Here is an 11,847-nt window from a genome sequence, read left to right on the forward strand (position 1 = left end):
AATTTGACCAATTAGTAAAATGCCGTAGTATAGGGTAGATATTTAAAGAAAAATAATATATTATGTTAGTGACATAATTGTCGGAGGTGTGTGATGAGTCAGATAACTTTTGTATCACCATACCGGGATTTATCTTTATTGGCCCAGTCTGTTGCCGATGAGATGGGTATAAATATTGAAGTGTTCGAAGGGATTATGGGGGAAAACGGCTGGGCAGGCTGGAAAGGGGATTCAAGCCAGGCAAAAAGCAAACTTGGTGCTTCGTTAGGTGATGTGCTTGTCAGTCGTGGGGGCACGGCGTTTCATTTAGCGCGTAATCTCAATCTCCCGGTTGTTACAGTCAACACAGGGCCATTTGATATTATTGAATGCTGTAAACAGGCAAAACAGTTTAGCTTGAATATAGTCATTACTACTTTTTCACCATTGGTAGGACTGGGACTGATAGAAGAAATTTTGGGAGTGACAATTACAGAAATTGTTATAACAAGTCTGCCGGAATTAGAAATGCAGATCGCTAAACTTGCAGAAGAAGGAAATTATTGCGTAGTTGGTGGCGGGGCATCTATTCCTTATGCAAAAAAATATGGTGTACCTAGTGTTTTTTTACATACCAGCCGTGATACCATTCGGGAAGCATTGCTGCGTGCTGAAGAACTTGCCAAGCTTCATTACGAAGAGAAACGCCGAACCAGCAGGCTTAAGGCTATTGTCGACTGTGCCTACGAAGGAATTATAGCTGTTGATGAGAATGGGAAAATTGACTTGTTCAATCATGCGGCGGAAAAAATTCTTGGTATCAAGGTTGAAGAGGTAATCGGGCGTAAGGTTGTAGAGGTTATTCCGAACACTTGCATGCATGAAGTGCTTAGCGATGGGCAGCTGCATATCAATGAATTCCAAGACGTTGGCGATGTGCGGATTGTTACCAACAGAGTCCCGATTAATGACGGACAACGAATTGTGGGGGCGGTAGCCACTTTCCAGGAAGCATCACGTATTGTTCAGATAGAACATCAAATGCGCAAAGCAATAACAGAACAAAAATTTCGGGCAAAGCTTACTTTTGCAAATATCTTAGGCCAGTCCCCTATAATCAAGCAAAAAAAAGACTTGGCAAGAAAATTTGCCGCTTCTGATTTGACGATATTTATTAATGGTCCTTCCGGTACAGGAAAAGAACTTTTCGCACAAGGAATTCATCATGCCAGCCAGAGAGCGTCCGGCCCATTCGTGGCTGTTAACTGTGGTGCTTTACCCCAGTCGCTTTTAGAAAGTGAACTGTTCGGATATGCGGAAGGGGCATTTACGGGTGCCAAGCGTAAGGGAAAAGCCGGGCTGTTTGAAATGGCTCATGGCGGCACTATTTTTCTGGACGAGATTGATGCCATGCCCATTGATATGCAGGGACGCCTTTTGCGGGTGCTGCAGGAACGGGAAGTTTTGCGTATTGGGGCGGAAGGAATTATTCCGGTGGATATCAGAGTGGTTGCCGCTTCGAATAAGACTCCGCAAAAATTGCTGGAAACCGGTTTGATCAGGGAGGATCTATTTTACCGGTTAAATGTTTTATATCTTGAGATACCACCGTTAAATATGCGGAAGGAAGATATTCCGTTATTATGCAGGGAATTTCTCCTAGCAGATAAGAGGGAATTAGCGGCACCTCTTATTGCGGATATGATGCCTTATTTAATGAAATATTCCTGGCCGGGAAATGTGCGGGAACTTTTGAATTTTACACAGCGCCTCTCGTTCTTTTTGGATGATTGTAAGGCTGGCGATAGTGGGGTTGATCTGTTAAAAATCATAGCGCCTGATCTTATTCAAGACCGTAACAAAACAGCAACTGACAGCAGTCTGCGTGCACAAATTGCAGCACAGGAAGAGGTTATGATTTCCCGGGTTCTGGAGAAAAGTACCACCATAGCTGAGGCTGCGGCGCAATTAGGGATTCCCAAAACCACCTTATGGCGAAAAATTCAAAAGCTAAAAGAGCGTTAGTGAAACAAGGGTGGCTGATGTTTAATTCATGAGAAATCCGCAAACGGAACAAATTTTCCGTTTGCGGATTTTTTTTATCGATATGCTGGGGATGTCATGGCAGAAAACATCAGTAGATATCAGTAATTTTAGAAAAAATAGAATTGGCATGAAATTTGCATATATATTAAATATCTGCAGATGAACACTAATTTGCGGGGGACAATAATAATATTGAACGGAGGAGAAAAAATGTCTCAAACTACAGTAAACACTCAGTCGAATGTTGCTTCAGGAAAGGTGACGAAATTTCGTTGGGTTGTGTTGGCACTTATTTTTGTAATTTATACTATCGCCACCGCAGACCGCGCTAACATCGGCATTGCGATGCCCTTTATCCGGAAAGAGTTTCCGATGAGTAACACCGAAGCCGGAATGATGATGAGTCTGTTTTTTGCAGGGTATGTTTTGTCGATGATTCCCGGCGGATTTTTGGTTCGCAAGCTTGGTGTAAGTAAGATATTTTCAATTTTCATGTTTTTTACATCTCTATTTACAGGGCTGATAGGAATGGCTGGCTCAATTTTTCAGATGAAACTCTTTCGTTTAGGTGTTGGTCTCTCCGAAGGACCACTGGCTGTTGGTATGCCTACCACGATTAATAATTGGTTTCCAGCCAAAGAGAAAGGTTTTGCCACCGGTATTTTTATTGCTGCGTCCAAGTTTGGTCCCCTTGTCGTGCCGCCTCTGTGTGGGCTTATTATTCAAATGTGGGGTTGGCGCGAGATATTCTTCTTTTTCGCTATTCCCGGCGTATTGCTAGGTATTGCATGGTATTTTATAGTAGCGGATAAGCCGTCCCAAAGCCGTTTTTGTTCACCTGCCGAAGCTGAGTATATCGAAACGGACGCAGTAGTTATTGAGGGAAAGAAAAAGGAAGCCAAACCATATAAACTTGCCTGGCTGGATAAAATAGTCAGAGCAAAAAAGATTGAGCGTCTCGATACTCCTAAGAAGATATTCACTTCTTGGAATATGATTGGCAGCTCACTGGGTTATTTCTTTATGATTGCTATTACCACTACGATGATGTCATGGATTCCGACCTATTTGGTTACAGTGAAAAAACTTGCCATTATGAAAATGGCCTTTGCCGCTGCAGCGCCCTTTGCAGGTACTGTGATTGGCAATATGGTGGGGGGCTGGCTGTCGGATAATGTTTTCGGCAAGCGGCGTAAACCGTTGATGCTGTTTACTGCTCTTACAACATCTTTCATGATGTATTCGCTGATCACTTCACCTGCAGATCCATGGTTACTGGGTGGACTTCTATTTGTTACCGGTTTTTTCCTTTCTTTAGGCTTCTCGGCTTTTGTGGTTTACCCCATGGGACTGGTAACAAAAGAGCAATTCTCAATAGCTACTGCTATCACCAATACCGGCGGACAGCTTGGCGGATTCTGTACCCCGATAGCCATAGGCTGGCTTTTGGATAAGTATAATTGGGATATAGTGTTTACCGCTTTGGCTGCCGGATGTCTCATCTGTTTCTTGCTTGTTTCGACAATAGAGGAACCGGTGGATGATCCTTTGGTGTAAGCGGTAGCCGATAAGCAGGAGGAATTATATTGAACCGAGGCGATTTATTATGGCTGACTGCCCTTTGTGCGGTATCGTCGATATTGCTGGTACCGGCTAGCCATCAAATATTTGTAGAGGTTACCAAAACTCACCCTTATTTCATGGGTTTTATCAAATTTGCTATTTTAGCCACTATGGGCGAATTGTTGGCTATCAGAATCAGCGGAGGAAGATGGGAAAATCCACCTGGCGTGATATACCGCTCTATTGTATGGGGCGTCATTGGTATGCTTATCGTTTTGATGTTTGAAATGTTTTCAGGCGGTGTAGCAAGTGCGGTATCCAAGGGACTTTTGTGGGCTGGTACCGGGGAAGCGCATAAAGTTTGGATGGCGTTCTGGATTGCTGCCATCATGAATCTGGTGTTCGCACCTACTTTTATGACTGCTCACCGGATAACTGATACCTATATTGACTTGATTTGTGGCGAGGGTATACCTTTTAGCGACGTAAAGTTGTCTGCAGTACTTGCCAAAATTGACTGGCAAGGTTTGATTTCCTTCGTTGTTATGAAAACTATACCGCTTTTCTGGATACCGGCGCACACGATCGTCTTTTTACTGCCTCCTGAATACAGAATTTTAACGGCAGCGTATTTATCCATTGCATTAGGAGCTATTCTTGCTTATGGTAAAAGGGAAAAAAATCAAAGTCCGCACTAACATTGGTTAATACTGGAATGATGCGATGCGGCTTTTTAAGCAAAGTTTAATTTAATGCTAATTTAAAGTCCACAATCGGAATGATAATTCCGGTTGTGGACTTTTTTAAATTATATTAGGGACTGATAAAATGCCGAAAGGTAACAATAGTCGACTTATTTTTTCATAAAGAATAAATGGCATGAAACTTGCGTGTATAACTAGTAGTGTTGTTATGTAAATAAAACATAATGAAGGGGGGGTGACAACGGAAAAAACTTTAGAAAAAGTCAAAATAATGATTAGAAAAAATATTAACAAGGAGTATAAAAAATGAACTTTGCTTTACTATCGGTTATTGCACTCATCTTGGCAATTGTAATTGGGGTAAAGAAAAAAATTAACATCGGAATAATTGCCATGTTTTTTGCGTTTTCTTTAGGACACTTTGTTTTTGGGTTAAAAGACAAAGATATGATTCTGAAAGGCTGGCCGCTAGGGATTTTCTTCATAATGATGTCGGCAATGTTCATGTTTTCTTTTGCCACAGTAAATGGAGCTACCCGACTGCTGGCGGAAAAACTGGCCTATGCAATCAGAAATTATGCCAAACTTCTTCCGTGGGCGTTTATGTTGGCTACCGATTTGCTGACAGGTATCGGGGCTGACCCGTCGGTTATTATATTTATGCTGCCAATTGCCTTGATAGCAGGTGAAAAAAGCGGCGTTAACCCGTTGATGCTGTGTATTATGATACTCGGTGGCGCGCTGGCCGGCGGTGCTTCACCGGTGAGTGTTATCGGTATTGTTACAGCCGGCCTGACTGCTAAAGCAGGGGTAGAGCATTATTTGCCAATATGGTTTGCCACGATAACAACCATATTATCGTTATCGTTCATGGCGTACTTTGGCCTTGGCGGATTAAAAATCAAAAAAGGTGAAGATGTCGAGTATCAAAAGCCTGGTGATTTTAATGCCAAGCAAATAAAAACACTGTGTGTTATCGCAGGTGCGCTTTCTTTGATACTGCTCTTTAAGGTGGATATCGGCGTCGCTGCATTTATTGGTTCAGGGGTATTGTTGATGTTAGGCGTGGCGGATGAAAAAGAAGCGGTGAAATCGGTTAACTGGGGTGTATTATTGCTGGTTGGCGGGACTGGAATTTTAGTGGAGGTAATGACGGCAGTCGGCGGTATAAAAATGATGGCCAAATTCTTGTCGTCAATTATGACGGAAAGCACCGCGGCTCCGATCATGGCTTTGATTGCCGGTCTTATGACGTATGTTTCCAGTGCTACCGGAGTGGTAATGCCTACTCTCTTTCCTACGTTAGGCGGCATAGTACAAGAATTACATGGAACTGTGAGTCCGATACAATTAATGCAGGGTATACAAGCTGCGGCGATTGGTGCAGTACCATATAGTCCGCTTTCGGCACTGGGGGCAATGGCGATGGCATCTTTGCCGGCAAGTGTGGATAAAGAGAAGTTGTTTACTCAATTGATTATCACGGCTGCTTTAGCGTTGATATGGACAATGTTCTTGACTTATATCGGGGTGTTTAATATTTTTATTCGATAGGAGTACGTGCTTTTTATCAGCTCTCGCGGGATGAATAGAAAAAAGCTAATGTGTTCAAGTATTCCGTAAACGGAATGAAATTTCCGGTCATGGAATTTTATTCATTAATGCAAATATCAGTAAAGTATGAAAAACAAAGAAGAAATAGTGGTTTAGCTGTTAGAAAAAAAGTTGGCACGAAAATTGCGATAGTTGTTGTTGAAGTGTTTTATGTAGAAATTATAAAGGGGAGAAATAATGACAATGGCAAAGCAAGCTTTAGCGGGAATCAAAGTATTAGATATGACACAATTTTTAGCAGGGCCTTATTGCGGATTGGTACTTGCCGATATGGGTGCTGAGGTTATTAAAATCGAGAATCCGACAGGCGACTTTGTTAGAAAGGCCCGCCCACAGATTAAAGATACCAGCATTTACTATGAAAATATGAACAGAGGCAAAAAAAGCGTAACTATTAACTTAAAAACCAAAGAAGGCAAAGATATATTTGCCAAGCTGATTGCTAAAGCAGATATTTTGATTGAAAACAACCGTCCCGGGGTTATGGAAAGACTGGGATTCTCATATGAACAAACCAAAGCGATGAATCCTGGCCTTATCTATTGTTCTATTTCAGGCTTTGGGCAAACCGGCCCCTATAGTCAGCGCCCTGGTTACGATCTGATCGGCCAGGCGATGGCCGGCGCCATGAGCCTGACCGGCATGGAGGGACAGATTCCGCTGAAGTCTGGCATTCCTTTGGCTGATGTCATGGGGGGGATGAACGGCGCCATCGGCGTATTGGCAGCGCTCCAGTACCGCAATATGACCGGTAAAGGTCAGCATATCGATGTTGCATTAGTTGATAGTATTGTTTCCAGTTTGCTTACGAATACTTTCCAATATCAAATTACTGGAGAAATCCCAGGCCCCAGCGGTAATCGGTACTTCAATGCGTACCCATATGATTCCTTTAGTGCTAAAGACGGCGAATATGTCGTCGCCTGCGGCACCGATCCACATTTCTATACCATGGCCGATGCTATGGGCATGCCGGAATTGAAGGAAGATCCGCGTTTTAAATACCTTGATGACCGCAAAACTACAGGCGCCGATGCTCTCAAGAAAATTATCGACAAATGGAGCAGTGATAAGACCGTCGAACAATGTGTCGATATTTTAATGGCTGTTGAAATTCCCGTAGCGCCTATCCTTAACGTCAAGCAAGTGGTGGAAGATAAACATATCCGGGAAGCGAGAGAGATGTTTGTAGATGTTGAGCATCCGGTAGCCGGCAAGTTCTACATCACCGGTAATCCGGTAAAGATGTCGGAAACTCCGACCACTCCTACTAAATGCGCTTCCATGCTTGGTGCTGACAACGAAGAAGTCTTCGCTACAATCGGTTTGGACAAGAAAACCGTACAAGAATATAAAGAAAAGAAAATTATTTAAGCAGGTAGCATGAAACTGGCCAGGCCTGAGGAAGTGCTACAGGCCTGGCTTTGATATGAAAAATGTAGAGGGGGAAAGAGCATGCATCTGCCCAAACAGGTAGAAATAACTGAAGTTGGCCCACGCGACGGGTTTCAGAATATCAAAGAATGGATTCCCACAGAAACAAAATTAGAAATTATTGACCATCTGGCGGCTTGCGGCTTTAAAAAAATGGAGGTAACTGCCTTCGTGCATCCGAAAGCAGTGCCGCAAATGGCGGATGCCAAGGAAATCATCACTGCTGTCAAGGCTAAACATAAAGATGTGGTCTGGATGGCGCTGACGCCAAACCTAAAAGGCGTGACCAATGCTATTGAAGCGGGCGCCGATCAGGTAGGCTATATTATTTCAGCCAGTGATCGGCATAATTTTGCCAATACCAAACAAACCATTGACCAGTCGCTGGAAGGTTTGGGTGAGGTTTGTAAAATAAAAGGCGATACCAAAATCCAATTGTCGATTCCTACCGTGTTCAATTGTCCTTGGGGCGGGAGAGTTCCGGCGGAAAACGTAATAAAGATTATTGAATATGGGTTGTCGGTAGGCGTTGATGATATTGGCCTGGCAGATACCGTGGGGTCGGCTCATCCCCTGCAGGTAAAAGAACTGCTGGATATTGTAAAAGCTAAATTTCCTGAATTGAATTTGGTGCTGCATCTTCATGATACCAACGGCATGGCTATGGCCAGTATCTTTGCGGCACTGCAGGCAGGTACCACCAGATTTGAAACGGCCGTCGGCGGCCTGGGCGGTTGCCCCTTTGCGCCGGGCGCAGCCGGCAATGTGGCTACGGAAGACCTTGTAAACATGCTGGAAGGCATGGGCATAAGCACCGGCATTGACTTTGACAAGCTGATGAAGGCGGCTTATAAGGTGCAGGAGTTATTGCCCGTACCTATTAGCAGCCGTATGTCCAGTGCGATAGCCTGTAAAACCCATATGGAGTAAAAGTGTTGCATCTTGAGTGGCCATTGGTTGGTTTGTATTAGGGTTTATCTATGGAGGAGGCTTATGAACAGTACGTACAAAAAGTTCACAATGAATAAAACAAATTTTATCTTTGTTGGTGAAGCCGGAAGCGGCAAAAGCGAAATTGCCATAAATTTTGCAAAATATCTTGTTGATCTGGGTGAAAAACCAGTACACTTTTTTGATATGGATATGACAAAGCCATTGTTCCGTTCTAGAGATGTGCAGAGAGATATTGAGAACCTGGGAATTGTTTTTCATCATCAGGAACAGTTTTTTGATGCACCAACAATTGTAGGTGGCGTTAACGTTCTTTTGAAGGATGACAGCTGTTATGTGGTTATGGATATCGGTGGCAATGATATAGGTGCACGTGCTATAGGCGGATTTGCTCCTAAAATAAACAAAGATAATACAATCGTTTATTATGTTCTTAATGCTTACCGCCCTTGGTCAGATGACTTGAATCATATTGATGGGACATTGTCGTCCATATTGAAAATATCTCATATTAAGTTAGATAAAGTGCGCATGATAAGTAATCCGAATAATGGAATTACAACAACGGCGGAAGAAGTAATAGAAGGCAATAGAAAAATGGCTGAGATGATCGGGCCGCTGCTGGATATTGAATTTATCTGCGTCAGTGATAATTTATATGATGAAGTAAAGGATAAGACCGATATTCCAGTTCTTCCTATTCGTTTATATTTGACATATGAATGGCTTAAATAATCAAGCCGTGATGCCACTTAGAAAATGAATGGATTTAATTAGCTCTAAACATTGCTTTACAATGTTTAGATATAAAATGAACAGCATTTATTTTGAGAAGGAGGATTTGATTAAAAATGGCAAAAGTAGAGATTAGATCAGAAAGCTGTAAAAGCTGTCAATATTGTATTAAGTTTTGCCCTAAGGGTGTGCTCGCTGTAGGAGACAAAGTTAATGCAAAAGGCTATGAGTATGTGGTGCCGGTTAAGATGGATGCTTGTACCGGATGCGCTATCTGTGCAAGAATGTGTCCGGATGCTGCGATTGAAGTATATAAGGAGGAGCAGAAAAATGTCTAGAGTATTTATGAAAGGCTGTGAAGCTATCGCTGAAGCAGCTGTTAGAGCCGGCTGTAGATTTTTCGCCGGATATCCTATTACACCTCAGAATGAAATTCCAGAATACTTCGCAAGAAGAATGCCTGAAGTTGGCGGAGTTTTTGTCCAAGGAGAAAGCGAAGTTGCTTCTATAAACATGGTTTATGGTGCTGGTTCAACAGGAACAAGATCAATGACATCATCATCAAGCTGTGGTATCTCACTAAAAAGTGAAGGTATTTCATACTGCGCATCAGCACGTATACCAATGGTTTTTGCTAATATTTCACGTGGAGGTCCTGGTGTAGGTTCCATTCATCCAGCTCAGCAGGATTATTTCCAGGCTACTAAAGCTTCTGGTAATGGTGGATTTGAAATGTTAGTATTTGCTCCAGCTACAGTTCAGGAAGCAATTGATATGACATATAAAGCATTTGATTATGCACAAAGAGACAGAAACCCTGTTTTAATTCTTTGTGACGGTGTTATCGGCACAATGATGGAGCCAGTTGTGTTACCTGAAATGAAAACAGAGGAAGAAGTTGCTGCATTAAAAGAAGCCAACAAAGAGTGGGCTTGTATCGGACATGGAAAAGATGTTAAACGTGGATGGATTGAACCAGGTCACTGGAGAGGTCAGGAAGATGCTAATATCGAAGCGGCAGCTATGTATGCAACATGGGATAAAGACGTACAGGTAGAAGAATATATGGTAGAAGATGCAGAAATCGTTATCGCTGCTTATGGTATTTCAGCTCGTGTAGCAAAATCAGCCATTGATATTCTTCGTAAAGAAGGAAGTAAAGTTGGTTTAATCAGACCGATAACAGTACATCCTTTCCCTTATAATTCCTTCGAAAAACTGGATTACAGCAGAGTTAAAGCAATACTTGACGTTGAAATGTCTATTCCTGCACAGCTAATCTATGACGTCAAACAAGCTGTTAAAGATCGTTGTCCAATAGAAACATGCTTGCGTTCAGGCGGACAAATCATGAGTCGTGACGCAGTGATAGCCGCTGTAAGAAAGCTTAACGAGAAATAGGAGGGTAGTAAACATGGAAAAAGTTTATGCTAGAACAACCGGAATCTGTAAAGATATGGTCAGCGGCTTTTGCCCCGGCTGTATGCACGGTACCATTATCAAACTAATCGGTGAAGTTCTTGATGAGATGGGCATTATGGATAAAACAGCATGCGTACTTGGAATCGGGTGCTGTGGACTTCATATGGAATATATGACCTATGATAACACTACGGCGCCTCATGGACGCGCCTGTGCTGTGGCCACAGGTATTAAAAGAGCAAATCCGGATTCCTTGGTGTATACGTATCAAGGAGATGGAGATTTTGCCTCTATCGGACTTGGTGAATCAATTTCAGCAGCAAACCGTGGTGAAAACATTTCTGTTATCTTTGTAAACAATGGTATTTATGGTATGACGGGAGGCCAGATGGCTCCTACGACATTAATGGGTATGAAAGCAAGTACAGCCCCTAAAGGACGTATCGCTGAGGAACATGGATATCCAATGCATATGTGTGAAATATTAAACCAGCTTACGGCTCCAGCCTATTTAGAGCGTACAAGCTGCAATACTCCGGCAAATGTAATGAAAACGAAAAAGGCAATCAGAAAAGCATTTGAAAACCAGTTGAATGGTAAAGGCTTCTCAATGGTTGAAATCGTAACAAATTGTCCAACAAACTGGGGACTTGAACCATTGGATTCTCTTACCTTCATTGAAGAAAAAATGCTTCCAGAATACCCGCTGGGTGTAATAAGAGATAAATAAGGAGGAAGAAGATATGGAAACAAACTTGTGTGTTGCCGGATTCGGCGGACAGGGTGTTATGACACTTGGAAAATTCTTAGCTGAAGCAACCTGTGATTCTACCGATAAAAACGTTACTTTCTTCCCTTCATATGGAGCTGAGCAGCGTGGCGGTACAGCAAATTGCTTCGTTGTTATCTCCGACGAAATGGTGGGAGCACCTCTAGGTGACGTTATGGATGATCTGATTGTTATGAACGAACCATCGTTAGATAGATTTATTGGTACCATAAAAGCAGGCGGTACACTGTTCATTAACAACTCAATCGTTAAAAAAGAGGTTACCAGAAAAGATGTTAAAGTCGTTTCTGCTCCAGTAACAGAACTGGCTCTTGAGCTGGGAAACGCAAAAGTTCTTAATGTTATCATGCTGGGTGTATATATAGGGTTTACTGAAGTTGTTTCTCCTGAAGTTGTTTGGGGAACAATCGAACACAAACTTGGCAAAAAACCAAAGTTACTTCCGTTAAACAAAGCAGCTTTTGAAAAAGGTCTTGAAATCGGAAGAGCTCAGAGGAACAATTTGTGGAGCTAAACCTAAAGGCCATTGAAGTGGGCATGAGCTTAGTATAGTTACATTCTCCGATCTTTGAAAGAAGATGAAGCAAACCCTTCCATAATCATGGAAGG

General features: G+C 42.5%; 11 protein-coding genes. All 11 read left to right on the forward strand.

Translation table 11 applies throughout. The annotated features are described in order from the left end of the window. Positions 1–93 precede the first annotated feature (93 nt). Positions 94–2,004, forward strand: a complete 1,911-nt coding sequence (locus B9A22_RS00785) for a sigma 54-interacting transcriptional regulator (RefSeq protein ID WP_084573687.1) — start codon at positions 94–96, stop codon at positions 2,002–2,004. Between the two features lie 231 nt (positions 2,005–2,235). After that, on the forward strand, positions 2,236–3,582 hold the full coding sequence (locus B9A22_RS00790; RefSeq protein WP_084573688.1) for an MFS transporter: 1,347 nt from the start codon (positions 2,236–2,238) through the stop codon (positions 3,580–3,582). A 29-nt stretch (positions 3,583–3,611) separates the two neighbouring features. Beyond that, positions 3,612–4,286 (forward strand): hypothetical protein, encoded by a 675-nt coding sequence (locus B9A22_RS00795; RefSeq protein ID WP_084573689.1) that lies wholly within the window; start codon positions 3,612–3,614, stop codon positions 4,284–4,286. 312 nt (positions 4,287–4,598) lie between these two features. After that, entirely contained in the window at positions 4,599–5,846 is a 1,248-nt protein-coding gene (locus tag B9A22_RS00800) for an SLC13 family permease (RefSeq protein WP_084573690.1), read from the forward strand. A 243-nt stretch (positions 5,847–6,089) separates the two neighbouring features. Then, positions 6,090–7,280 (forward strand): CaiB/BaiF CoA transferase family protein, encoded by a 1,191-nt coding sequence (locus B9A22_RS00805; protein ID WP_084573915.1) that lies wholly within the window; start codon positions 6,090–6,092, stop codon positions 7,278–7,280. Positions 7,281–7,361: 81 nt separating this feature from the next. Next, positions 7,362–8,270 (forward strand): hydroxymethylglutaryl-CoA lyase, encoded by a 909-nt coding sequence (locus B9A22_RS00810; protein WP_084573691.1) that lies wholly within the window; start codon positions 7,362–7,364, stop codon positions 8,268–8,270. A 90-nt stretch (positions 8,271–8,360) separates the two neighbouring features. Further along, positions 8,361–9,026: a nucleotide-binding protein gene (locus B9A22_RS00815; RefSeq protein ID WP_217805835.1), complete on the forward strand. Its 666-nt coding sequence runs from the start codon at positions 8,361–8,363 to the stop codon at positions 9,024–9,026. 116 nt (positions 9,027–9,142) lie between these two features. After that, complete coding sequence (locus B9A22_RS00820; RefSeq protein ID WP_084573693.1) at positions 9,143–9,364, forward strand: 4Fe-4S dicluster domain-containing protein; 222 nt, start codon at positions 9,143–9,145, stop codon at positions 9,362–9,364. Beyond that, positions 9,357–10,427 carry a 3-methyl-2-oxobutanoate dehydrogenase subunit VorB gene (vorB, locus tag B9A22_RS00825; protein ID WP_084573694.1) on the forward strand — a complete coding sequence of 357 codons (1,071 nt, stop codon included), beginning with the start codon at positions 9,357–9,359 and terminating at the stop codon, positions 10,425–10,427. The genes B9A22_RS00820 and vorB overlap by 8 nt, the downstream gene beginning before the upstream one ends. Positions 10,428–10,440: 13 nt before the next feature. Continuing rightward, complete coding sequence (locus B9A22_RS00830) at positions 10,441–11,178, forward strand: thiamine pyrophosphate-dependent enzyme (protein ID WP_084573695.1); 738 nt, start codon at positions 10,441–10,443, stop codon at positions 11,176–11,178. 13 nt (positions 11,179–11,191) lie between these two features. Continuing rightward, positions 11,192–11,752 (forward strand): 2-oxoacid:ferredoxin oxidoreductase subunit gamma family protein, encoded by a 561-nt coding sequence (locus tag B9A22_RS00835; RefSeq protein WP_084573696.1) that lies wholly within the window; start codon positions 11,192–11,194, stop codon positions 11,750–11,752. Positions 11,753–11,847: the final 95 nt, after the last annotated feature.

The organism is Sporomusa malonica (assembly GCF_900176355.1).
In the GTDB taxonomy this organism is placed as follows: Bacteria; Bacillota; Negativicutes; order Sporomusales; family Sporomusaceae; genus Sporomusa; species Sporomusa malonica.

What these genes read in the sequence shown, in the direction of transcription:
- B9A22_RS00785 (WP_084573687.1), top strand. Translation starts at nt 94, where the DNA reads ATGAGTCAGATAACTTTTGTATCACCATACCGGGATTTATCTTTATTG.
- B9A22_RS00790 (WP_084573688.1), top strand. Translation starts at nt 2,236, where the DNA reads ATGTCTCAAACTACAGTAAACACTCAGTCGAATGTTGCTTCAGGAAAG.
- B9A22_RS00800 (WP_084573690.1), top strand. Translation starts at nt 4,599, where the DNA reads ATGAACTTTGCTTTACTATCGGTTATTGCACTCATCTTGGCAATTGTA.
- B9A22_RS00805 (WP_084573915.1), top strand. Translation starts at nt 6,090, where the DNA reads ATGGCAAAGCAAGCTTTAGCGGGAATCAAAGTATTAGATATGACACAA.
- B9A22_RS00810 (WP_084573691.1), top strand. Translation starts at nt 7,362, where the DNA reads ATGCATCTGCCCAAACAGGTAGAAATAACTGAAGTTGGCCCACGCGAC.
- B9A22_RS00815 (WP_217805835.1), top strand. Translation starts at nt 8,361, where the DNA reads ATGAATAAAACAAATTTTATCTTTGTTGGTGAAGCCGGAAGCGGCAAA.
- B9A22_RS00820 (WP_084573693.1), top strand. Translation starts at nt 9,143, where the DNA reads ATGGCAAAAGTAGAGATTAGATCAGAAAGCTGTAAAAGCTGTCAATAT.
- vorB (WP_084573694.1), top strand. Translation starts at nt 9,357, where the DNA reads ATGTCTAGAGTATTTATGAAAGGCTGTGAAGCTATCGCTGAAGCAGCT.
- B9A22_RS00830 (WP_084573695.1), top strand. Translation starts at nt 10,441, where the DNA reads ATGGAAAAAGTTTATGCTAGAACAACCGGAATCTGTAAAGATATGGTC.
- B9A22_RS00835 (WP_084573696.1), top strand. Translation starts at nt 11,192, where the DNA reads ATGGAAACAAACTTGTGTGTTGCCGGATTCGGCGGACAGGGTGTTATG.